At 74.0% G+C, this 21,121-nt stretch carries 16 protein-coding genes; 11 read left to right on the plus strand and 5 right to left on the minus strand.

What is annotated here, in order from left to right; genetic code table 11:
- Positions 1-32 precede the first annotated feature (32 nt).
- Both ACZ7DY_RS12825 and ACZ7DY_RS12830 read left to right on the plus strand, forming a co-directional pair.
- Positions 33-1,031 (plus strand): glutamate ABC transporter substrate-binding protein, encoded by a 999-nt coding sequence (locus ACZ7DY_RS12825; RefSeq protein WP_471133715.1) that lies wholly within the window; start codon positions 33-35, stop codon positions 1,029-1,031.
- Between the two features lie 94 nt (positions 1,032-1,125).
- Positions 1,126-2,445, plus strand: a complete 1,320-nt coding sequence (locus ACZ7DY_RS12830; RefSeq protein WP_471133718.1) for a hypothetical protein — start codon at positions 1,126-1,128, stop codon at positions 2,443-2,445.
- Positions 2,446-2,458: 13 nt separating this feature from the next.
- Here ACZ7DY_RS12830 and ACZ7DY_RS12835 read toward each other — a convergent pair whose 3' ends face one another.
- A complete protein-coding gene (locus ACZ7DY_RS12835; RefSeq protein WP_471133721.1) occupies positions 2,459-2,815 on the minus strand; it encodes a hypothetical protein in 357 nt (118 codons plus the stop codon).
- Positions 2,816-2,825: 10 nt separating this feature from the next.
- Here ACZ7DY_RS12835 and ACZ7DY_RS12840 point away from each other — a divergent pair, with 10 nt between their 5' ends.
- The 4 genes from ACZ7DY_RS12840 to ACZ7DY_RS12855 all read left to right on the plus strand — a co-directional run bounded on the left by ACZ7DY_RS12840 (position 2,826) and on the right by ACZ7DY_RS12855 (position 9,270).
- The gene (locus ACZ7DY_RS12840) at positions 2,826-4,982 is read left to right on the plus strand and encodes a serine/threonine-protein kinase (RefSeq protein ID WP_471133724.1); all 2,157 of its coding nucleotides are present in this window, start codon (positions 2,826-2,828) and stop codon (positions 4,980-4,982) included.
- Between the two features lie 2 nt (positions 4,983-4,984).
- Complete coding sequence (locus ACZ7DY_RS12845; protein WP_471133727.1) at positions 4,985-6,355, plus strand: PP2C family protein-serine/threonine phosphatase; 1,371 nt, start codon at positions 4,985-4,987, stop codon at positions 6,353-6,355.
- Positions 6,356-6,465: 110 nt separating this feature from the next.
- Positions 6,466-7,815, plus strand: a complete 1,350-nt coding sequence (locus ACZ7DY_RS12850; protein WP_471133730.1) for a vWA domain-containing protein — start codon at positions 6,466-6,468, stop codon at positions 7,813-7,815.
- A gap of 111 nt (positions 7,816-7,926) precedes the next feature.
- Positions 7,927-9,270, plus strand: coding sequence for an FHA domain-containing protein (locus tag ACZ7DY_RS12855; RefSeq protein ID WP_471133732.1), 1,344 nt, complete (start codon positions 7,927-7,929; stop codon positions 9,268-9,270).
- 6 nt (positions 9,271-9,276) lie between these two features.
- On the opposite strand, the gene ACZ7DY_RS12860 is transcribed toward ACZ7DY_RS12855, so the two are convergent.
- A complete protein-coding gene (locus tag ACZ7DY_RS12860) occupies positions 9,277-10,236 on the minus strand; it encodes a methyltransferase domain-containing protein (protein WP_471133735.1) in 960 nt (319 codons plus the stop codon).
- A 126-nt stretch (positions 10,237-10,362) separates the two neighbouring features.
- Between ACZ7DY_RS12860 and ACZ7DY_RS12865 the strand changes: the two genes are divergently transcribed.
- The 4 genes from ACZ7DY_RS12865 to ACZ7DY_RS12880 all read left to right on the plus strand — a co-directional run bounded on the left by ACZ7DY_RS12865 (position 10,363) and on the right by ACZ7DY_RS12880 (position 17,595).
- The gene (locus tag ACZ7DY_RS12865) at positions 10,363-10,776 is read left to right on the plus strand and encodes a globin (protein WP_306336998.1); all 414 of its coding nucleotides are present in this window, start codon (positions 10,363-10,365) and stop codon (positions 10,774-10,776) included.
- Between the two features lie 198 nt (positions 10,777-10,974).
- On the plus strand, positions 10,975-13,788 hold the full coding sequence (locus tag ACZ7DY_RS12870) for an FtsX-like permease family protein (RefSeq protein ID WP_471133739.1): 2,814 nt from the start codon (positions 10,975-10,977) through the stop codon (positions 13,786-13,788).
- Position 13,789: 1 nt separating this feature from the next.
- Positions 13,790-16,603: an ABC transporter permease gene (locus ACZ7DY_RS12875; protein ID WP_471133742.1), complete on the plus strand. Its 2,814-nt coding sequence runs from the start codon at positions 13,790-13,792 to the stop codon at positions 16,601-16,603.
- On the plus strand, positions 16,600-17,595 hold the full coding sequence (locus tag ACZ7DY_RS12880; RefSeq protein ID WP_471133745.1) for an ABC transporter ATP-binding protein: 996 nt from the start codon (positions 16,600-16,602) through the stop codon (positions 17,593-17,595). The genes ACZ7DY_RS12875 and ACZ7DY_RS12880 overlap by 4 nt, the downstream gene beginning before the upstream one ends.
- A gap of 55 nt (positions 17,596-17,650) precedes the next feature.
- On the opposite strand, the gene ACZ7DY_RS12885 is transcribed toward ACZ7DY_RS12880, so the two are convergent.
- The 3 genes from ACZ7DY_RS12885 to ettA are packed head-to-tail and all read right to left on the minus strand — an operon-like array spanning position 17,651 to position 20,455.
- Positions 17,651-18,337, minus strand: coding sequence for a DUF8185 domain-containing protein (locus ACZ7DY_RS12885; RefSeq protein ID WP_471133747.1), 687 nt, complete (start codon positions 18,335-18,337; stop codon positions 17,651-17,653).
- Positions 18,334-18,783, minus strand: a complete 450-nt coding sequence (locus ACZ7DY_RS12890; RefSeq protein WP_471133750.1) for an acyl-CoA thioesterase — start codon at positions 18,781-18,783, stop codon at positions 18,334-18,336. Before ACZ7DY_RS12890 ends, ACZ7DY_RS12885 begins: the two co-directional genes overlap by 4 nt.
- Before the next feature lie 7 nt (positions 18,784-18,790).
- Positions 18,791-20,455, minus strand: coding sequence for an energy-dependent translational throttle protein EttA (gene ettA, locus ACZ7DY_RS12895; protein ID WP_471133752.1), 1,665 nt, complete (start codon positions 20,453-20,455; stop codon positions 18,791-18,793).
- A gap of 192 nt (positions 20,456-20,647) precedes the next feature.
- On the opposite strand from ettA, the gene ACZ7DY_RS12900 reads away from it, so the two are divergent.
- Positions 20,648-21,109, plus strand: a complete 462-nt coding sequence (locus ACZ7DY_RS12900) for a hypothetical protein (RefSeq protein ID WP_471133755.1) — start codon at positions 20,648-20,650, stop codon at positions 21,107-21,109.
- Positions 21,110-21,121: the final 12 nt, after the last annotated feature.

The raw sequence follows: 21,121 nt of genomic DNA on the forward strand, positions 1-21,121 counted from the left end.
TGGGGTCAGAGGTGAGAGGGGGCGCGCGGACGATGCGGACACGACGCGGCACGGCCGGCGGGCTGCGCGGCTGGGGCGGCGCGGCCGGCGCGCTGGGCCTTGCCGGTGTCCTGACGGGCACACTCGTCCTGGCCCTGCCGCACTGGAGCGGGGGCGGCGGCACCGGCGCGGACCGGGCGGGTCCCGGCACCACGGTGGCCGTGCCCGCGCGGGCCGGCGGCGGCGAGTGCAACGACCGCAGCCTGCGCCCCTCGTCCAAGGACGGCCCGGCGATCGACAGGATCAAGAACCGCGCGGTCAAGAAGCTCATCGTCGGCGTCGACCAGAACAGCTACCGCTGGGGCTACCGCGACCCGAACAAGCCCGGCGGCAAGCTGGAGGGCTTCGACATCGACCTCGCCCGCGAGATGGCCGAGGAGATCTTCGGCGACCGCGACGCCATCGTGTTCCGCGCGATCCCCACCAACCAGCGCATCCCGGCGATCCAGAGCGGCCAGGTCGACATGGTCGTGCGCACCATGACGGTCAACTGCACCCGCCTGGACGACGTGGACTTCTCCACCGACTACTTCGAGACGGGCCAGCAGGTGCTCGCCCCGAAGAAGGACAAGGACATCACCGGCTACAACTCCTCGCTGGCGGGCAAGAAGGTCTGCTCCGCCTCCGGCTCCATCGCCGAGGAGGAGCTCAAGAAGAAGAACTACGGCGCCGACATATCCACCACGGTCCCCAACCAACTCGACTGCCTGGTACGGCTCCAGCTCGGCGAGGTGGACGCCGTGGTGACCGACAGCGCGCTCGCGGCGGGCCAGGCCGCCCAGGACCCGACGGTCGAGCTCAAGGGCGAGAAGCCGTTCACCACGGAGCACTACGGCGTGGCGATGAAGAAGGGTTCGGACGACCTGGTCCGCCGGGTCAACAAGGTCCTCGACGACTACCGGAAGAACGACGGCTGGCAGAAGTCGTACGACAAGTGGCTGAAGGAGGGCCTCGGCGAGGCCCGCCCGCCGGCCCCCGAGTACCGCGACTGACCCGGATCCGACAACCGACCTGGTACCACTGGAGAGTTACGGCCGGGGACTCACCACCGAGGACTCGCGGCGACAGAGAGCGGAGAGGTGATCGATGAGCGTCGCGGGACCCCCCGGTCCGGTGATGGACCGGGACGAGGTGGACCGTGCGCTGGCGCGCCTCGACGCCGAGCACGAGGCGATCGAGACCTCGCTCCTCGCCCTCCAGGACCACGCGGGCCGGCGCCTCCTCGAAGGCGCCCGGCTCACCGGCGTCACCGAGGAGCGCTGGACGGCCACCGAGGACCGGATCACGCTGCTCTGGGCCTACTTCGACGCCTATGCGGGTGCCCTGCGCGCCGCCCGCGAGGTGCGCGAGCGCAGACGCTGGCCCAGCCGCGACGACCTCGTGGAGCTGACGGAGCTGCTGCGCGGCGAGTCCGTGACCGTCGCGGGCGCCACCACGTCCGGCACCTCCCCGTCGATCACCGGCCCCGCCAGGCTGACCGAACGGTTCACGCTCGAAGAGCTCGTGACCCGGATGAACGAGCTGTACGCGCACTCCCTGGACATGGTCGTCGCCGCCGACGCCGTCTGGTCCGCGCTGCCCGCCCGCATCGACCTGCTCTCCGCCGAGCTGGCCCGCACCCGCCAGCTCGCCCACTCCGTGGGGGTGCGCCCCGGGGAGCATCCGGCCGGCGACGACCTGGAGCGCATCACCCGCACCCTGACCGCGCTGCGCGAACAGGTCGTCTCCGATCCGCTGGCCTTCTGGCAGCGCGCGGAAGGCAGTTCGGCGCCGGGCGGCGGCCGCCCGCACACCGAGCGGTACGACCGCGAGGCCCGCGCCCTGGAGGAGGTGCGCCGTGAGATCGAGGCGGTGCTCACCGTCCGCCAGGACGCGGAGGCCCGGCTCGGCAGGCTGCGCGACGTGCTCTCCCGCGCGGACCGCACCCTCGCCGAGGCGCGTTCCGCGCGCGGCGAGGTCCTCGCGAAGATCGCCGCCTCCGAGGTGCCCGCGGTCAGCGGCCCGCCGACCGCTCTCCAGGAGCAGCTGGCGGCCGCCGCCGAGTACCGCAGGTTCGGGCAGTGGCACCGCCTCTCGCCGCTCCTGGAGTCCCTGGAGGAGAAGGCCGAGGACGAACTGCTGCGCGCCCGCGAGTCGTTGACCGCCGTCACGGCACCGCTCGCGGTCCGCGCCGAGCTCCGCGGCCGCCTGGACGCGTACAAGGCGAAGGTCGCCCGGCTCGGCCACGCCGAGGACCCGTTCCTGATCGAGCGGTACGACGCGGCCCGCCGGATGCTGTGGAGCGCGCCCTGCGATCTGCGCGTGGCGGAGCAGGCGGTCCTGCGCTATCAGCAGGCCGCCGCCGAGGTGCTCGCGCCGAGGGTCCCGCAGCAGGGCGGGCCCACCGACCGGACGGGGGAATCGTGAGCCAGCGGCAGTGTCAGCGGCCCGGATGCGCGGGGTCGTACGAGGACGTCGGCGGCGGGGAGCTGTACTGCGACACCTGCGGTCTCGCCCCGGTGGTCGCGCCCGACGGCATGGTGGGTTCGTCGCCGACGGGCATCACGGGCGGCGGCAAGGGGTCGCGGGGCTCGGGCAGTTCCAGCGCCCGCTCCTCGTCGCGCGCCTCCTCGCGCTCGTCCCGGTCCTCCCGGTCGCAGTCCTCGCGCAGGTCGGTGTCGGGGCGGCTCTCCCGCTCCCTGTCCGGCGGGTCGGCGTCGCGTTCGGTGTCGGTGCGCAGCTCCGGCTCGGCGACCGGTTCGTCGGGCCGCGGCCGGCTGGGTGCCGGGCTGGTCACGGTGCCGGACGTGCCGCGCCCCGACCCGCGCGACGCGGTGCAGGCCAACCCCGAGGTGCCCGAGCGGAAGCGGTTCTGTTCGCGCTCGGACTGCGGGGCGCCGGTGGGGCGGGCGCGGGGTGACCGGCCTGGCCGCACCGAGGGGTTCTGCACCAAGTGCGGCCATCCCTACTCCTTCGTGCCGAAGCTGGCCGAGGGCGACATCGTGCACGGCCAGTATCAAGTGGTGGGCTGTCTGGCGCACGGCGGCCTCGGCTGGGTCTACCTCGCCATCGACCGCGCCGTCTCGGACCGCTGGGTGGTGCTCAAGGGCCTGCTCGACACCGGTGACCAGGACGCGATGGCCGCCGCGATCTCCGAGCGCCGCTTCCTCGCCGAGATCGAGCACGCGAACATCGTGCGGATCTACAACTTCGTGGAGCACCTCGACCAGCGCACCGGCTCCATGGACGGCTACATCGTCATGGAGTACGTGGGCGGCAAGTCCCTGAAGGAGATCGCCAACGGCCGCCGCACGCCAGAGGGCAAGCGCGACCCGCTCCCGGTCGAGCAGGCCTGCGCGTACGGCATCGAGGCCCTGGAGGCCCTCGGCCACCTGCACAGCCGCAACCTCCTGTACTGCGACTTCAAGGTCGACAACGCCATCCAGACGGAGGGCCAGCTCAAGCTCATCGACATGGGCGCGGTCCGCCGGATGGACGACGACGAGTCCGCGATCTACGGCACCGTCGGCTACCAGGCCCCCGAAGTCGCCGACGTGGGCCCCTCGGTCGCCTCCGACCTGTACACGGTGGCGCGCACCCTGGCGGTCCTCACCTTCGACTTCCAGGGCTATACGAACGTGTTCGTGGACTCCCTGCCGGACCCCGACAACATCGAGGTCTTCCGTACGTACGAGTCGTTCTACCGCCTCCTGGTCCGGGCGACGGACCCGGATCCCGCCCGGCGCTTCGCCTCCGCGCAGGAGATGGCCGAGCAGCTCACGGGCGTCCTGCGGGAGGTCGTGGCGCTGCAGACCGGGCGGCCGCGGCCCGCGCTCTCCACGCTGTTCGGGCCCGAGGTGAAGGTGCCGGACACGGAGCTGTTCGCGGAGCTGACCGGGGAGGTGTCGGCTCTGGGGGCACGGCCCGTCGAGCCGTCGGGCAACGGCAGGGCGCTGCCGGCCGGCGCACCGGGCGCCGCGGGCGGTACGGGGATCGTCCGGGAGCTGGACGCCGCCGCGACCGCCCTCGCGCTGCCCGTGCCCCTCGTGGACCCGAACGACCCGAACGCCGGCTTCCTCGCCGGCCTCATCGCCTCCGCCCCCGGCGAACTGATCACCGCGCTGCGGGCGGCGCCCGCCGACTCGCTGGAGCTGCGGCTGCGCGGCCTGCGCGCACGGCTCTCCATGGGCGAGCTGGCGCCCGCCGCGCAGGCCCTGGCCGATCTCGAGCGCCAGCATCCGGACGACTGGCGGGTGGTCTGGTACCGGGGCGTCGCGGCCCTGGCCACCGGCGACTTCGAGAACTCCGCGCTCTCCTTCGACGCGGTCTACGACGCGTTCCCCGGCGAGCCCGCGCCGAAGCTGGCGCTCGGCGTCTGTGCGGAGGTCCTCGGCCAGCTCGACAACGCCGCGGAGTACTACCGCCTGGTGTGGGCGACCGACCCGAGCTATGTGAGCGCGGCGTTCGGCCTGGCCCGCGTGCAGCTCGCCGCCGGCGACAGGGCAGGCGCCGTGCGCACCCTGGAGTCGGTGCCCGAGTCGTCCATCCACTACACCGCGGCGCGGGTGGCGGCGGTGCGGGCCCGGCTGCGCAGGCGGCTGACGTCCGGCCCGGACGGCTCGCCGGGCGCCGCCTTCCTGGACGACCTGACGGCCGCCGCGGGGCAGATCGAGGCGCTCGCCGGGTTCGGTCTGGACGCGGTGCGCAGGGAGCGCCTGTCGACCGAGGTACTGGGGACGGCGCTCGACTGGGTACTCTCCGGTAGGCACTCTGGTCACGCTTCCGCGCCGCCGGCCACCACCGGTGCGCGGACCGTACTGCTCGGCAGTGACCTGGACGAGCGTGGCCTCCGGTTCGGTCTGGAACGTTCGTACCGGACACTGGCCCGGCTCGCACAGGGTGGCGAGGAGAGGATCGAACTGGTGGAGCGGGCCAACCGTTTCCGCCCCCGGACGTGGGTGTGAGTATGTCGCAGATGCCCCAGCTGTCTGCCTGCCCCAGCTGTGAGGAGCCGCTGGAGTCGGGTGACCTGTATTGCGGTGCGTGCGGGTTCGACCTGTCGGCGGTGCCACCGCGGCCGGCCGCGTCACCCAACGGGTCCGCCTCCCCCAATGGATCCGCGGCACCGGCCGCCCCCGCCGGGGAGTCCGCGCCGTGGCCCGCCGCGCCGGACGTCGACAGCTCCGACCGGCCCGTACCGACCCACCTCCCGGCGGAACTGCCGGGCACGGACTCGGCGGGCGGCCGGCTCACCGGGAACCCCGAGGCCGCCCCGGCGGCCGCCGCGGCCGCCGACGGAATCGCCGGGGAGCCGGCCGCCGGCGCGGAGCCCGACGAGTACCCGCTGCCCGCCCCGGGCACGGCCGCACCGGCCGCCGCCGACCCGCGCGCGGAGTCCTCCGACCCCACGCCCGCGGCCGGCACCAAGCTCTGCGTGGCCTGCCGGTCGGGCCGCGTGGACCCGGACGGGTACTGCGAGAACTGCGGGCACGCCCAGCCGCGCGAGCGCGACCACATGGAGCAGGAGCTCGACGCGGTCGCCGCGGTCAGCGACCGCGGGCTGCGCCATCACCGCAACGAGGACGCCTTCGCGATCTCCGCGGCCGCTCTGCCGGACGGCTCCGCCGCCGTCGTCGCGATCGTCTGCGACGGCGTCTCCTCCGCGACCCGCCCGGACGAGGCCTCGCTCGCCGCCTCGCGCGCCGCCAACGCCGCGCTCCTGGAGTCGCTGCCGCGCGGCACCCACCCGCAGCAGGGCATGCACGACGCGATCCTCGCGGCGTCCGAGGCCGTCAACGCCCTTGCCGCCGAGCCCGCTTCGGCCCGCGAGCACAGCCCGCACCAGAACGCGCCCGCCTGCACGCTGGTCGGCGCGGTCGTCGCCGGCGGCCTGCTCGTCGTCGGCTGGGTCGGTGACAGCCGCGCCTACTGGGTCCCCGACGACCGCACCGGCCCCACCGTCCGCCTGACCGAGGACGACTCGTGGGCGGCCCAGATGGTCGCCGCGGGCCTGATGAGCGAGGCCGAGGCGTACGCCGACGAGCGCGCGCACGCCATCACGGGCTGGCTCGGCGCGGACGCGTACGAACTGGAGCCGCACACCGCTTCCTTCAAGCCGGACCGTGCGGGTGTAGTGGTGGTGTGCACGGACGGGCTGTGGAACTACGCGGAGGCCGTGGAGGAGATGGCCGACGCGGTGCCCGCCGACGCCGCGGACCGGCCGCTGCACAGCGCCCGGGTCCTGGTCGGCCACGCGCTGGACGGCGGGGGCCACGACAACGTAACAGTGGCCGTCGTCCCGTTCCCGTTCGTGCCGCAAGGGGCAGGATCGGCCTAGAGCGCACGCACACCCGCCGGTACGGCGGACGCAGGTCCGCCCGCGGGCGGCCCGGCCGACTAGGGGGACGCCGGGGTACGAAGTCCTAGGGTCTGAGGGGGAGCAGTTCCATGGCCAACTTCTCGAAGTCGAACGTGCCGCAGTTCTCGGTGGACGTCTACCAGAACGAGTACCTCCCGGAGGGCGGCCGGGAGGTCAACGCCATCGCCACCGTCACCTCGACCGGGGGCGGGACGATCGGGTCCGCGGTGCGCGCCCCACACCTGTACTCGGCGGGCCAGAGCCCGGACGCGGCCGTGGCGATCATGGTCGACTGTTCCGGTTCGATGGACTACCCGCCGACGAAGATGCGCGGCGCGCGGGACGCCACGGCCGCGGCGATCGACGCCGTGCGCGACGGCGTGCACTTCGCGGTGATCGGCGGCACCCATGTCGCCAAGGAGATCTATCCGGGCGACGGGCGGCTCGCGGTGGCGAGCGCGCGGACCCGGGACCAGGCCAAGCAGGCGCTGCGCAGGCTGAGCGCGGGCGGCGGCACGGCGATCGGCACCTGGCTGCGCCTGGCCGACCGCCTGCTGGCCTCCGCCGACGTCGGCATCCGGCACGGCATCCTGCTCACCGACGGCCGCAACGAACACGAGTCGCCGGGCGACCTCCAGGCCGCGCTCGACTCCTGCGCGGGCCGCTTCACCTGCGACGCCCGCGGTGTCGGCACGGACTGGGAGGTGAAGGAGGTCACAGGGATCGCCTCCGCGCTGCTCGGCACCGCCGACATCGTCGCCGACCCCGCCAACCTCGCCGCCGACTTCACGCAGATGATGGAGACGGCGATGGGCAAGGAGGTCGCCGACGTCAGCCTGAGGCTGTGGACGCCGGTGGGCGTGGAGATCAGGTTCGTGAAGCAAGTGGCGCCCACGGTCGAGGACTTGACCTCCCGCCGCACGGAGGCGGGGCCGCGCGCCGGGGACTACCCCACGGGGTCCTGGGGCGACGAGTCCCGCGACTACCACATCTGTGTGCACGTGCCGGGCGCCGAACTGGGCCAGGAGATGCTCGCGGCCCGGGTCTCGCTGGTCGTGCCGCAGGAGGACGGCAGCGCGCAGACGCTGTCCCAGGGGCTGGTGCGGGCGGTGTGGACGGACGACATGGCGGCCTCCACCTCGATCAATCCGCAGGTCGCGCACTACACGGGCCAGGCGGAACTGGCACAAGTCATCCAGCAGGGTCTTGACGCCCGCAAATCGGGAGATGTCGACGGCGCGACGGCGAAGCTGGGCCGCGCCGTACAGCTCGCGAGCGCCTCGGGCAATGCCGATACGGCGAAACTGCTTTCGAAGGTGGTGGACGTCGTGGATGCCGCTGCAGGTACTGTTCGATTGAAGGCGAAGGTCGCCGAGGCCGACGAGATGACACTCGAAACACGGTCGACGAAGACCGTTCGCGTGAAGAAGCAGTCGTGACCGAGCGGCCGTGACCGAGCAGTCGTGACCGAGCGGTCCTGACCGACACAGTCCTGAAGAAGCAGCGATGTACGGCCCTCGGGCCGGAGAAGGAGAGGGGGAAGCGCCGACATGCCGACCTGCCCGAACGGACACCAGTCGGGTTCCGACGACTGGTGCGAGGTCTGCGGTCACCGCATGGCCGGTGCCGTACCGCCGCCGCCTCCGCCGCCGCCCGCGGCCGGATACGGCTATCCTCCGCCGCCGCCCGGCCAGGACCCGGGCTTCCCGCAGCCCGCGCCCGGCCGCCCGCACCTGGCCGCCGTCCCGGACCCGGCCCCCGAGGCCGAGCTCTGCCCGCAGTGCCGCACGCCCCGCGAGGCGAACGCGCCGTTCTGCGAGGAGTGCCGCTGGAACTTCCTGACCAACACGGCGACCTCGTACACCCCGGCCGCGCCGAACCCGCCGCTGCCCGGCACGCAGGGCGGCCCCGGGCGCGGTCCCGGCCCCGGTCCCGGCCCCGGCCCCGGCCCCGCGCAGCAGTTCCAGCAGCAGCCGCCGCCGGGCTACGAGTACCAGGGCTCGCGCCCCTCGCAGATGAACCGCCCCGCCGAGCCGATCCCGCCGTTCGGCAACGGCGGCGGCCCGCAGGGTCCGGGGCAGCACGGCCCGGGTCAGCAGGGTCCGGGGCAGCACGGCCCGGGTCAGCCCGGTCCGCATGGTCCCGGCCCCGGTCAGGCGCCGCCCGGCGCCCCGCAGGCGTTCCAGCAGCCGGGTCCGCCCGCGCCGCCCGCGTTCCCGCAGGAGTCGGGCGCACCGCAGGGTCCGCCACCGCCTCCGCCGGGACCGTCGTTCGGCGGTGGCGGTGGCGGTGACGACTGGGTGCTCTCGCCGCCCTCCGCCCCGGCCCAGCAGGAGCCCTTCCCGCAGCCGGACTCGTTCCGGCAGCAGGAGTCCTTCCCGCAGCAGGACCACTTCCAGCAGGGACCGGGACAGCAGCAGGGTCCCGGGCAGCAGGGACAGGGCCAGCAGCAGGGACAGGGCCAGCCGCCTCAGGCACCGCAGGGTCCGGGCACGTGGACGGCGACGATCGGTCCCGACCGCGAGTACTTCATGGCGATGATGCAGCGCAGCGGCCCGGAGGCCTCGGGCCTCAACCTGCCCGCGTACTCGCCGGAGCAGCAGCGTCCGCTCGCCGGGAACCAGATCAGCATCGGCCGCCGCAGGCACTCCACGGGTGACACCCCGGACATCGACCTGTCGGTGCCGCCGGAGGACCCGGGCGTCTCGCACCAGCACGCGGTGCTCGTCCAGCAGCCGGACGGCAGCTGGGCGGTGGTCGACCAGAACTCCACCAACGGCACCACGGTCAACGGCGGCGAGGAGCCCATCCAGCCGTTCGTCCCCGTCCCGCTCCAGGACGGCGACCAGGTGCACGTGGGCGCCTGGACGACGATCACGATCCGCCGCGACTGACCCGGTTCACAGGGGCCAGACGTACGGCCCCTCCGGGTCGTCGAGCCAGGCCCACGCGTACGGACCGCTCACGGTGACCCCGAAGCGCTCGCGCACCGGCAGCCCCTCGCGCTGCCACAGCGCGAGCGCTTCGTGCGGATCGAGGCTGCCCGAGGTCAGCTCGAGAAGGAAGCGGAAGAGTTCGTTCTGCAGGGCTCCGCGCGGCAGCCCGCCCAGGTGCCGTTCGTGCGGGGCCTTCGCGTCGCCGCCCCGCAGCGGCACGAAGTAGGCGGGGGTGTGCAGGAACCGCCCCTCGGCGTGGTCCGCGTCCTGCACGGTCAGCGCGATCAGGCCGGTGGCCAGCGGCGCGAGGATGCGGGCGCCGGGCGCGCACTGGGCGAGCCAGGCCCTGGGCACCGACCCGAGGGTGCAGGTGGCGATGATCCGGTCGTAGGGGGCGCGTTCGGGGCAGCCGGCCGCGCCGTCGCCGGTGACCACGGCCGGGCGGTGGCCCGCGGCGGCCAGGTGCCGCCGCGCGGACTCGGTGATCTCCGGGTCCAGGTCGACGGTGGTGACGTGGTCGTCGCCGAGCCGGTGCGCGAGGAGCGCCGCGTTGTAGCCGGTGCCGGCCCCGATCTCCAGTACGTGATCGCCCTCCCGTACGTCCAGTTCCTGGAGCATCTTCGCCATCAGGGACGGCTGGCTGCTGGAGGAGAGCAGCTCGCCGTCGCGCACCCGGGTGGCGAGCGGGGCGTCCGCGTAGGCGCCGCGCAGCCAGCGGACGCGGTGCCGCTCGTCGGGGTCCTCGCCCCACAGCCGCTCGTATCCCCCGGCCACGCCCACGTAGTAGTACGGCACGAAGAGGTGGCGCGGCACGGCTTCGAACGACGCCCGCCAGGCGGGGTCGTCCCGCCAGACCCCGCTCGCCTCGATCTCGCGCAGGAGGGCGGCCCGGGCCTCGGAGACGAGGTCAGGATCGGGTTCCATGACTCCACTGTGCTGCGCCGCCGCCCGCGATGCGAGCGGCGGGACCGGGGGGCCGGGCCCGGGGTGGTGCCGGTGATCCGGGCGATGGTCCTAAGCCTTCCGTACTCGGCCGCCCCGTCTGAGACCATGGAACGCGTGAAAGAGATCCCGCACGGCACGCTTCAGGAGCAGACCTACTACGAGCAGGTCGGCGGCGAGGAGACCTTCCGGCGCCTGGTGCACCTCTTCTACCAGGGGGTCGCGGAGGACCCGCTGCTGCGGCCGATGTACCCGGAGGAGGACCTGGGCCCCGCCGAGGAGCGCCTCGCGCTCTTCCTCATGCAGTACTGGGGCGGCCCCCGTACGTACAGCGACAACCGCGGCCACCCCCGGCTCCGCATGCGGCACGCGCCGTTCACCGTCGACCGGGCCGCGCACGACGCCTGGCTGAAGCACATGCGGGCGGCCGTCGACCAGCTCGGTCTCTCCGAGGAGCACGAGCGGACGCTGTGGAACTACCTGACGTACGCGGCGGCGTCCATGGTCAACTCCGAGGGCTGACACCCGCTCGCCCGCCCGGCCCACCCCGGTTGTCAGGATCCTGTTTGCCCGTGCGGCTCGTGCTCTCGCCCCTTCCGTAAGTGCCTGCCCTCTGAAAGCATCCACAGTGACCGCTGGGGGGCGGCACACAGGCACGGGCACCCGCGCTTCGCGTGAACGCGAGCGCGGGCGCGGGCAGGGCACGGGGGGTCGGCGGCGTTGACGGGGTTCGTTCTTCTGCGCGTGCGCGCCCACCGGCTGCTGCTCGCCGCCGCCCTCCTCGCCGTCCTGCTGACCACGGCGGTCCTCGCCACGCTCACCGCGTTCTCCGGGGCGATCGGTGACGCGGCGCTGCGACACACCCTGCGCACCGGCTCCGCGGCGCCCGCGGCGCTCGTCGTCCGCAGCCAGGTCGCGCCGGGCGCGGCCGGTGCGGCGGACCGCGCGGTGCGTGAGGGGGCACGGCGCACCTTCGACGGCCTGCCGGTACGGCTGCTCTCCCTGACCCGTTCGGGCACGTACGCCCTGCCCGGCGGGCGCTCCGCCGGCCGGCCCGACCTGACCCGTTTCGCGGCCATCGACCGGTCCAGGATCCGCCTCACCAAGGGCAGTTGGCCGGGTCCGGGCAGTGGCGCGGCACAGCGGTCCGGCCGCGGTACCGCCCCTATCGAGGTGGCGCTGCCCGAGGCCGCCGCCGCCCGGCTCCGCCTCGGTCCCGGCTCCGCCCCCGTCACCCTCACCGACCGCCTTTCGGGCCCGGACGTCACGGTCCGGGTCACCGGTCTCTACCGCCCGGCCGACCCCGCCGACCCGTACTGGCGCCTCGACGAGCTGGGCGGGCGCGGCATGCGGCAGGGCGTGTTCATGGTCTACGGGCCGCTGCTCGTCGACCGGGCGGTGCTCACCGGCTCGCGCGTCTCGGCGGACGGGACGCAGTGGCTGGCCACCGCCGACTTCGGGACCGTCACCACGGACCGCGTCGACGCGCTGCGCTCGGCGGCGGCCAAGGGCCCGGACGCATTGGTGAAGAGTCCCGCCCTGCGCGGCAGTCCGAGCGCGGCGACCGCGCTGCCCGAGGTCCTCGACCGGGCCGCGCGTGCGCTGCTCGTCGCCCGTTCCACGCTGCTCATCGTCGCCCTGCAGCTGATCATGCTCGCCGGGTACGCGCTGCTCCTGGTCGCCCGGCTGCTGGCCGCCGAGCGCGGCGGCGAGACCGCGCTGCTCATGGCGCGCGGCGGCGCGCGCGGCCGCATCGCCTGGCTCGCGGCCGTGGAGGCGCTGCTGCTCGCGCTGCCCGCCGTCGTCCTCGCGCCGCTCCTCGCGGGCCCGCTGACCGGACTCATCGCCGGGCACGGCGCCCTGGCCCGCACCGGTCTGCGGCTGGAGGCCGGTGCGGGCGCCGCCGTGTGGTCGGCCGCCGCGGTCACCGCGCTCGGCTGCGCGCTCGCGGTGGTGGCGCCCGCGCTCTCGGCCACGGCGGGCGCACGCCGTCCGGTGCGGGCCGCGGCGCTGCCCGCGCCGCTGCGGGCGGGCGCGGACGTGGGGCTGCTGGTGATCGCCGCGGTCGCGTACTGGCAGCTGGACAGCCGTACGTCGGGTTCAGGCGCGCTCAGCGACGACCGCTCGGGGCGGCTCGGCATCGACCCGCTCCTGGTGGCCGCCCCGGCCCTCGCGCTCCTCGCGGGCACCGTGGTGACGCTGCGGCTGCTGCCGCCCGCGGCCCGGTTCGCCGAGCGGTGGGCGGCCAGGGGGCGGGGGCTGCCGGGGGCGCTCGCGGGCTGGCAGCTCAGCAGGCGGCCGTTGCGCGGCGCGGGCCCGGTGCTGCTGCTCGTACTCGCCGTGGCGATGGGCATGCTGGCGATCGGGCAGGGCGCGTCCTGGGACCGTTCGCAGGAGGATCAGGCGGACTTCCGCGCGGGTACGCAGATCCGGGTGCTCGGCAGCCGGGTGCCGCCGGGCGAGCAGGGCAGGGTCTTCCGGGCACTGCCCGGCGTACGGGCGGCCGCGCCCGCCGCCCGCCTCACCATGGACCTGTCGGACGACCGGCAGGCCTCGGTCCTGGCGCTGGACACGGCGCACGCCGCGTCCGGGATGCTGACCCGTGCGGACGGCGCGGACCGGGAGGCGGTGGCGGCGGCCCTCGCGCCGGGCCGGGCGGCGCGGGAACCGGGTGCGCCGTTGCCGGCCGTGGTGACGGAGGCGTTCCTGCGGGCGGGCGGCGCGAAGGTCGGCGCGCGCGTGGACGTGCCGACCGGCGGCGGGACGCTGCGGGTGCGGATCGCGAAGGCGGTACGGGAACTTCCGGCGGCGGCCTCACCGGACGGCGCGGCAAGCTCCGGCGCGGCGGGCTCCTCGGTCGGCGGGGGTGCCGCGGTGGGCGGTGGCCCGGACGGCGGCGGTGCCGTGCTGCTCGACCTGCCGAGCGTCAACGCGCGCCTCACGCAGGCCGGCAAGACCCCGCTGGCCGCCACGGAGTGGTGGCTCAGCACGCGCGCGGGCGGCGCGGAGCGGGCTGCCGCCGCACTGCGCGCCCGCCCCGACACCGACCCCGAACAGGTCCTCGTACGCGACGAGATCGCCCGCGAGCTGCGCGACGACCCGCTCGGCGCGGGCCCGCAGTCCGCGCTGCTCGCGGTCGCGGCGGCCGCCGCCGCGCTGGCCGCCGTCGGCTTCGCGGTGAGCGCCGCGGCGTCCCTGCGCGAACGGGCCGCGGAGTTCGGGGTGTTGCGCGCGCTCGGCGCCCCGCGCCGCCGCCTCGCCCTGCTGATCGCGGCCGAACAGGGCTTCCTCCTCGGCGTCGCGCTCCTCGTCGGCCTGGGGCTCGGGGCCGTCCTCACCCGGGCCGTGGTCCCGCTGATCGTGCTCACCGGCGAGGCGACCCAGCCGCTCCCCCCGGTCCTCGTCGAGCTGCCCGCCGCACGGGTCGCCACGCTGCTCGCCGCCGTGGCCGCCGTCCCGCTCCTGATCATCGCGGCGCTCTCGCTGCGCCGCGGCGACCCCGCGGTCTCCCTGCGCCACGAAGGGGACAACTGACATGCCGCCCCGCGTCGTCACCCCCTGGGTACGGACCCGGCTGCGCGCCGCCCCGGCCTTCGCGACGGCCCTCGCGCTCCTCGTGGCGGTGACCGCGTTCCTCGCCGCCCTCTTCCCGCGCGCGGTGGAGACGTACGAGAGCGAGGGGGTGCGCGCCGCCATCACGGAGGCGGGTACCGAGCGCAGCGGCATCGAACTGACGGCGCCCGCGCCGGGGTGGGAGAAGAACCGGCGCGAACGCGAGGACGCGCTGCGCCCCGCCGCACTGCGGGAGCGGTTCGACAGGACGCGGAGGGCCATGCCCGCGCCGGTCCGCACCGACCCGGCGGAGTCGGCGTACGGCACGAGGACCGTCGAGCCGCCCGAGGCCACCGACCGCTGGCTGCCCCGCACGAGCCCGCTCGCCCCGCAGTTCACGCTCGCCGCGCAGGCCGGACTCGACACCCGTACGCGGGTGCGCGAGGGGCGCCTGCCCACCGGGCGGGGCATCACGTCGAAGAGCCGCCGGGTCGAGGCGGCCGTCACCGCGGAGACCGCGCGCACCCTGCGGATCAAGGCCGGCGCGGACATCCACCTCGCCCCCGCGACCGGGGAGACCGTCACGGTCCACATCACCGGCATCGTCGATCCGGTGCGTCCCGAGGGCGCCTACTGGTCGTACGACACGGTTCTGCGCACCCCCGCCGAGGTGACGGTGCGGGGCCAGGGCACCGAGCTGCGGCGCTGGCACGCCGGGCTGCTCCTCGCCCCCGGCGCGGGCCCGGTCCTGTCGGCCGTGGACCGCGGCCCGCAGCGGTACTGGCGTATCGCCCCCGACCTCGGTGGGCTCACCGCCGGCGACCTGCCGGCGCTCCAGAACCGGATCGCCTCCCACGAAAAGGGGCCGCTGCTCAGCGAGTTGCGCTCCCGCATCGCCCCGGACGCGCGCCTCTCCACCGACCTCGACAAGGTCCTCACCGACCATGCCGGGCTGCGGGACGCGGTCGCGCCGGTCGTCGCCGTCGCCGCGTACGGCGTGGGCGGTGTCGCCGCCGTCGTCCTCCTCATGATGTGCGCGCTGACCGCGGTCCGCCGCCACGACGAGCTGGCGCTGCTGCGCTCGCGCGGCGGCTCCGTGCGCGGCATCGCGGGGCGGCTGCTCGCCGAGACCTCGGTGGTGGCGGTGCCCGCGGCGGCCGTCGGTCTGGCGGCGGCGGTCCTCGTCGAGCCCCACGCGCGCGCGTGGCCGTCGGTCGCGGCGGCGGCCGGGGTGTGCGTCCTCGCCTGCGCGGCGCTGCCGGTCCGGGCCGCCGTCACGCACCGCAGACCGCGCGCCCACGCGGGCCGCGGGGACCTGGTCACGGCGCGGCCGTCCCGGCGGCGGACCGTGGCCGAACTGGTGCTGCTCGCCCTGGCGGTGGGCGCGGTGGTGTCGCTGAGGAGGCGCGGCGCGGGCTCGGTGGGATCCGGGGGCGGCGGGGGTTCCGGTGGCGGTGCGGGCGGCCCGGGAGGCTCAGGGGGCTCGGTGGACTGGCTGGTGAGCGCGGCTCCGCTGCTCGTCGGCGGCATCGCGGCGCTTCTCCTCGTACGGCTGTATCCGCTGCCGCTGCGGCTGCTCATGCGCCCGTTGGCGCGGCGGCGCGGGCTGCTCGGCTTCCTCTCGACGGCGAGCGCGGGCCGCGCGTCGACCGCTCACGTCCTGCCGCTGCTGGGGCTGCTGCTGGCGCTGACGACGGCGGCGTTCGGCGGCTCGGTGCTGGCGGGCGTGGAGGACGCCAGGGACCGCACGGCGCTGCTCGCGGTGGGCGCCGACGCCCGTGTCACGCGGGACGGCGCCGCGCTGCCCGCGCGGCTGGCGGGCGAGGTGCGCAGGACGCCCGGTGTGCGTGAGGTGGCCGCCGTCCACATCGACTGGAACCTCTCCCTGCCGGACGGTTCCACGGTGCCGCTGATCGCCGCCGACCCGGCGACGTACACCCGCCTCACGGCGACGACGGGCCTCGGTCCGGTCGAAGGCCCGGCCCTGGCCGCGCCACCGGGCAGCGGCGGCGCCGCCGTGCCCGCGGTCGCCACCCCCGACGTCGCCCGCAGGCTCGGCGCGGGCGCCCACACCTTCCGTACGCCGTCGGGAACGTTCACCGCGAAGGTCACCACCACCCGGACGACGACGCCCGCGCTGCCCACCCAGGGCGCCTTCGTCCTCATCGACCGGCGCGCGCTCCCGAGGGCGAAGGACACCATGCTCCTGGTGACGGGCTCCGACGTCACCAGGAAGGCGATCGAGGCGGCGGCCACGGGCCCGGCGGGCGGCACGCCGGAGTCCCCCGCCGTCGAGGTGAGCCTGCGCTCCGCCGAGCGGGCCGTGCTCACCGACTCGCCGCTGCAGACCGGCGCCGAACGCGTCTACCTGACCGCCGTCGCCGCCGGTGCCGGCTACGCGGCGCTCGCCGTACTCCTCTCCCTCCTGCACTCCGCCCCGAGACGCTCCGCCCTCCTGGCCCGGCTGCGCACCATGGGCCTGAGCACACGTCAGGGCCGGTTGCTGCTGGCCCTCGAAGCGCTGCCGCAGGCGCTGCTCGCCGCGGGTGGCGGGGCGCTGGTGGGGTGGGCGGCGGTGGGGCTGCTCGCGGACGGGCTCGATCTACGCCGGATCGCGCTCGCCGCACGCGGGGGGATCGGCGACCTGGGGGACGTGACCCTGCGGGCCGACCCGTGGTCGCTGCTGCTGCCCGCGGCGGGCGTCGTCGCCCTCACGGCCGCGGTGGCGTTCGCCCAGGCCTGGTGGACCACCCGGCGCACCCCCGCGGCCGATCTCAGAACGGGAGACCACCGATGACAGGCACGGATACGGGCGCTAGGGGCGCCACGGGCACCGCAGCGTCACCACCGTCGCTCGCGGAGCTGGAGGCGCGGGCGGCCGCCCACCGCGACCGGCCGTCCTACGGGCACGACGCGCTGATCAGCTGCGACCGTCTGGTGCGGGTGTTCGCGACGGACGGCGTCGAGGTGCAGGCGCTCCAGGGGCTCGATCTGCTGGTGCGCGAGGGCGAGTTGATGGCACTGGTCGGCGCCTCGGGCAGCGGCAAGTCGACGCTGATGAACATCCTCGCGGGCCTCGACGAGCCGACCGCGGGCGCGGCGCGCGTGGCGGGCCACAGTCTGCTGGCCATGAGCGCGAAGGAGCGGCTGCGGTACCGCCGTGACGTGGTCGGCTTCGTCTGGCAGCAGACGGCCCGCAACCTGCTTCCCTACCTGACGGCCGCTCAGAACGTCGCGCTTCCCATGCAGTTGAAGGGAGGACGCGGCCGTACACGCACTCAGAAGGCCGAACGCGCCCTCAGCCTCTTGGAGTTGCTGGAGGTGGCGGAGTGCCAAGGCCGGCGGCCCCATCAGCTGTCCGGCGGTCAGCAGCAGCGCGTCGCCATCGCGGTGGCGCTGGCCAACGACCCCGCCGTCCTCCTCGCCGACGAGCCCACAGGCGAGCTGGACTCCCACACGGCGGAGCAGATCTTCGCGGCGTTCCGCAGGGCCAACGAGGAACTCGGCACCACCATCGTCATCGTCACCCACGACCAGGCGGTCGCCTCGGAGGTGCGCCGCACGGTCGCCATCCGTGACGGCCGCACCTCGACGGAGGTCTTGCGCCACACGGAGGTCGACGCGTCGACGGGCCGGGAGTCCCTGGTCTCCCGCGAGTACGCGATGCTGGACCGGGCGGGCCGCCTCCAGCTCCCCGCGGAGTACACGGCGGCCCTGGACATGCGGGACAGGGTGGCGCTGGAGCTGGAGCGGGACCACATCGCGGTCCGGCCCGACGAGCGGGGGTGACGGGGGCCGGAGGGGCCAGAGGTGGTGGCGGGCGCGCCGGGCGGGGGCCCGACGCTCACGCGGGGGTGACGGTGAGCCCTTGGACGCCGGCCCGGCGCACCGCGACGGACCCGTAGGCCGTACGCAGCCGGAGCCACGGCCCGGCCGACAGCAGGGTCACGGTGTCCCCGCGCAGGAATCCCAGGGACTGCGCCGCGTGCGCGGCCCGCACCGGCAGCTCGGTGTCGCCGACGGGCCGGGACCAGATCTCCCGCCCGACCCGGTCGAGTTCGGCCCGCACCCGCCGCTCGGCGGGCAACTCCTCGACGCGGGAACGGAATTCGGCGACCGCCGCGTGCACGAGGGCCCGCAGCGCGTCCGGGGCGACGAGCCCCGGCTCCTGCCGCCAGCCGCCGCGCGGGGGCAGCACGCCCGCCCACGGCGGACCGGTGACGGCGTCCGGCACCGGGGCGACGCCGGCGGCCCGCACGGACTCCGCGGACGCGCCGACGCTCTCCAGGAACTCGCCCGCTGAGACGGTGACGTCGAGCGTCGTGTCGAGGCCGTCCTCGTAGGGCTTGGCGAGCCGCGCCGTGCGGATGACGAGCACCTCGAACGACGGCGGCCGCCCGAACACGGCCAGCGTGTCCCCGGCGGCCTGCAGCCGGACCGCGGCCGCCTTGTCGTAATGGATCAGGCGCGCCAGGAAGGCGGCGAGGTCCGCCGCCTCCCCGGCATCGGCGAAGTGGAGCCGCGCGGTCATGCGGCGAGCGCCCCCGAGCCACTGTCGGGGCCGCCGGCGCCGTCGTCCACGTACTCCTGGAGGAACGACCTCTCCTCGGCGCTGATCCGCCGGGGCCGCTGGGCCTCCAGGTCGAAGGGCACGACCACGGTCGAGGCCCGGACATACACCTGTTCCGCGTCCTTGATCTCGTACGCGATGGTCAGCGACGCCGCACCGATCTTCGTCACCCACGATTCGACGGTGACCGGCTCGTGCCGGTGCACCAACGGCCGTAGGTAGTCGATCTCGTGCCGGGCCACGACCGACCCGCCGGAGAACGAAGGGGACCCGTCACCGGGCGCGAGACGGAACATGAAGTCGATGCGCGCCTCTTCCAGATACCGCAGGAAGACGACGTTGTTGACGTGCCCGAAGGCGTCCATGTCCGACCAGCGCAGCGGGCATTGGTATATGTGTCGGGCCACGGTCGCCTCAGCCTCGCGTGAGCTTCTTGTAGGTGGCGCGGTGCGGGCGGGCCGCGTCGGCGCCCAGACGCTCGACCTTGTTCTTCTCGTACGACTCGAAGTTGCCCTCGAACCAGTACCACTTGGAGTCACCCTCGTAGGCGAGGATGTGCGTGGCGACCCGGTCGAGGAACCAGCGGTCGTGGGAGATCACGACGGCGGCACCCGGGAACTCCAGGAGCGCGTTCTCCAGCGAGGACAGGGTCTCGACGTCCAGGTCGTTCGTCGGCTCGTCGAGGAGGAGGAGGTTTCCGCCCTCCTTGAGGGTCAGCGCCAGGTTGAGGCGGTTGCGCTCACCGCCGGAGAGCACCCCGGCGGGCTTCTGCTGGTCCGGACCCTTGAAGCCGAAGGCGGAGACGTACGCCCGCGAGGGCATTTCGACCTGACCGACGTTGATGTAGTCGAGCTCGTCGCTCACCACGGCCCAGAGGGTCTTCTTCGGGTCGATGTTGGCGCGGCCCTGGTCGACGTAGCTGACCTTGACCGTGTCGCCGATCCTGATGTTGCCGGAGTCCGGCTTCTCCAGGCCCTGGATCATCTTGAACAGCGTGGTCTTGCCCGCACCGTTCGGGCCGATGATGCCGACGATGCCGTTGCGCGGCAGCGTGAAGCTCAGGTCGTCGATGAGGACCTTGTCGCCGAAGGCCTTGGAGAGGTTCTCGACCTCGACGACGATGTTGCCCAGACGCGGGCCCGGCGGGATCTGGATCTCCTCGAAGTCCAGCTTCCGCATCTTGTCCGCCTCGGCGGCCATCTCCTCGTACCGGGCCAGACGCGCCTTGGACTTGGCCTGCCGCCCCTTGGCGTTGGACCGCACCCACTCGAGCTCTTCCTTGAGCCGCTTGGCGCGCTTGGCGTCCTTCTGGCCCTCGACCTTGAGACGGGACTGCTTCTTCTCCAGGTACGTGGAGTAGTTGCCCTCGTACGGGTGGGCGCGGCCGCGGTCGAGCTCCAGGATCCACTCGGCCACGTTGTCCAGGAAGTACCGGTCGTGGGTGACCGCGACGACGGCGCCGGCGTACTTGGAGAGGTGCTGCTCCAGCCAGTTCACCGACTCGGCGTCGAGGTGGTTGGTGGGCTCGTCGAGGAGGAGCAGGTCGGGCGCCTCGATGAGGAGCTTGCAGAGCGCGACGCGGCGCTTCTCGCCACCGGAGAGGGTGGTGACGGGCCAGTCGCCGGGCGGGCAGCCGAGCGCGTCCATGGCCTGCTCGAGCTGGGCGTCCAGGTCCCACGCGTTGGCGTGGTCCAGGTCCTCCTGGAGCTTGCCCATCTCCTCCATGAGCTCGTCGGAGTAGTCGGTGGCCATGAGCTCGGCCACCTCGTTGAAGCGCTTGAGCTTGCCCATGATCTCGGCGGCGCCGTCCTGGACGTTCTCCAGGACGGTCTTCGACTCGTCGAGCTGCGGCTCCTGCATGAGGATGCCGACGGTGAACCCGGGCGACAGGAACGCGTCACCGTTCGACGGCTGCTCGAGACCAGCCATGATCTTCAGCACCGTGGACTTACCGGCGCCGTTGGGGCCCACGACACCGATCTTCGCGCCAGGAAGGAAGCTCAAGGTGACATCGTCGAGGATCACCTTGTCGCCGTGCGCCTTGCGCGTCTTGCGCATGGTGTAGATGTACTCAGCCAAGAGAAACCGTCCGGCAATCAGTGAGTGGGCAGATACACCCCATCTTGCCTGACGGCCACCCCCCGGAGGAAACCAGTATGCCCGGGGGTCCGCGACCTGGACGCCCCTCGGACGGCTTCCGTAGTCGCTCGGTCACTGAGCGAACCTCTCAAAGCCGCCTCCCGTGTGGCGTCCGGTCACTAATCTGCCTGCATGAAGTGGTCCGAACTGAGTCCCGTCCTTCTGGGGCTGCTCGCCTTGGCCGGCGCCATGTGGCAGGGGCGGCGGCCTCGGTACGAGACCCGGGATCGGCTGATGAAGGACCTGGAGCTACTCAATTCCATGCCGGAGGATCTGCCGATCCGGCAGGAGTACAAACAGCATGTCTCGGACTCGTTCAAGTCACTGATCAAGGATGAGGATCAGCGCACCCGGAACATGTCCGGTGTCCGCATCGGGTCCACCCTCATGGGGATCTCTGTTCTGTTCATGTGGATGGGCTTCCGCCAAGGCGGCGGCTGGTGGCACATCCTCACGATCGCGGGTGGTCTGCTCTTCACGGTCTCCTTCTTCGCGACAACCGACGACGCCGCCAAACGCCACCGTGATGAGACCGGGCGCGCCATCACTCCCCGTGACGGGGACACCGCCGCCGAGACACCCCGACCGCGCTAGGTCGGTCACTCC

It is taken from the genome of Streptomyces sp. NPDC037013, from assembly GCF_055607265.1.

Bases quoted from the DNA above. Each gene is read 5' to 3' on its own strand.
- ACZ7DY_RS12860 (WP_471133735.1), bottom strand. From the start codon at position 10,236: ATGGAACCCGATCCTGACCTCGTCTCCGAGGCCCGGGCCGCCCTCCTG.
- ACZ7DY_RS12885 (WP_471133747.1), bottom strand. From the start codon at position 18,337: ATGACCGCGCGGCTCCACTTCGCCGATGCCGGGGAGGCGGCGGACCTC.
- ACZ7DY_RS12830 (WP_471133718.1), top strand. From the start codon at position 1,126: ATGAGCGTCGCGGGACCCCCCGGTCCGGTGATGGACCGGGACGAGGTG.
- ACZ7DY_RS12825 (WP_471133715.1), top strand. From the start codon at position 33: ATGCGGACACGACGCGGCACGGCCGGCGGGCTGCGCGGCTGGGGCGGC.
- ACZ7DY_RS12865 (WP_306336998.1), top strand. From the start codon at position 10,363: ATGGAACGCGTGAAAGAGATCCCGCACGGCACGCTTCAGGAGCAGACC.
- ACZ7DY_RS12875 (WP_471133742.1), top strand. From the start codon at position 13,790: ATGCCGCCCCGCGTCGTCACCCCCTGGGTACGGACCCGGCTGCGCGCC.
- ACZ7DY_RS12900 (WP_471133755.1), top strand. From the start codon at position 20,648: ATGAAGTGGTCCGAACTGAGTCCCGTCCTTCTGGGGCTGCTCGCCTTG.
- ACZ7DY_RS12845 (WP_471133727.1), top strand. From the start codon at position 4,985: ATGTCGCAGATGCCCCAGCTGTCTGCCTGCCCCAGCTGTGAGGAGCCG.
- ACZ7DY_RS12880 (WP_471133745.1), top strand. From the start codon at position 16,600: ATGACAGGCACGGATACGGGCGCTAGGGGCGCCACGGGCACCGCAGCG.
- ACZ7DY_RS12855 (WP_471133732.1), top strand. From the start codon at position 7,927: ATGCCGACCTGCCCGAACGGACACCAGTCGGGTTCCGACGACTGGTGC.
- ACZ7DY_RS12850 (WP_471133730.1), top strand. From the start codon at position 6,466: ATGGCCAACTTCTCGAAGTCGAACGTGCCGCAGTTCTCGGTGGACGTC.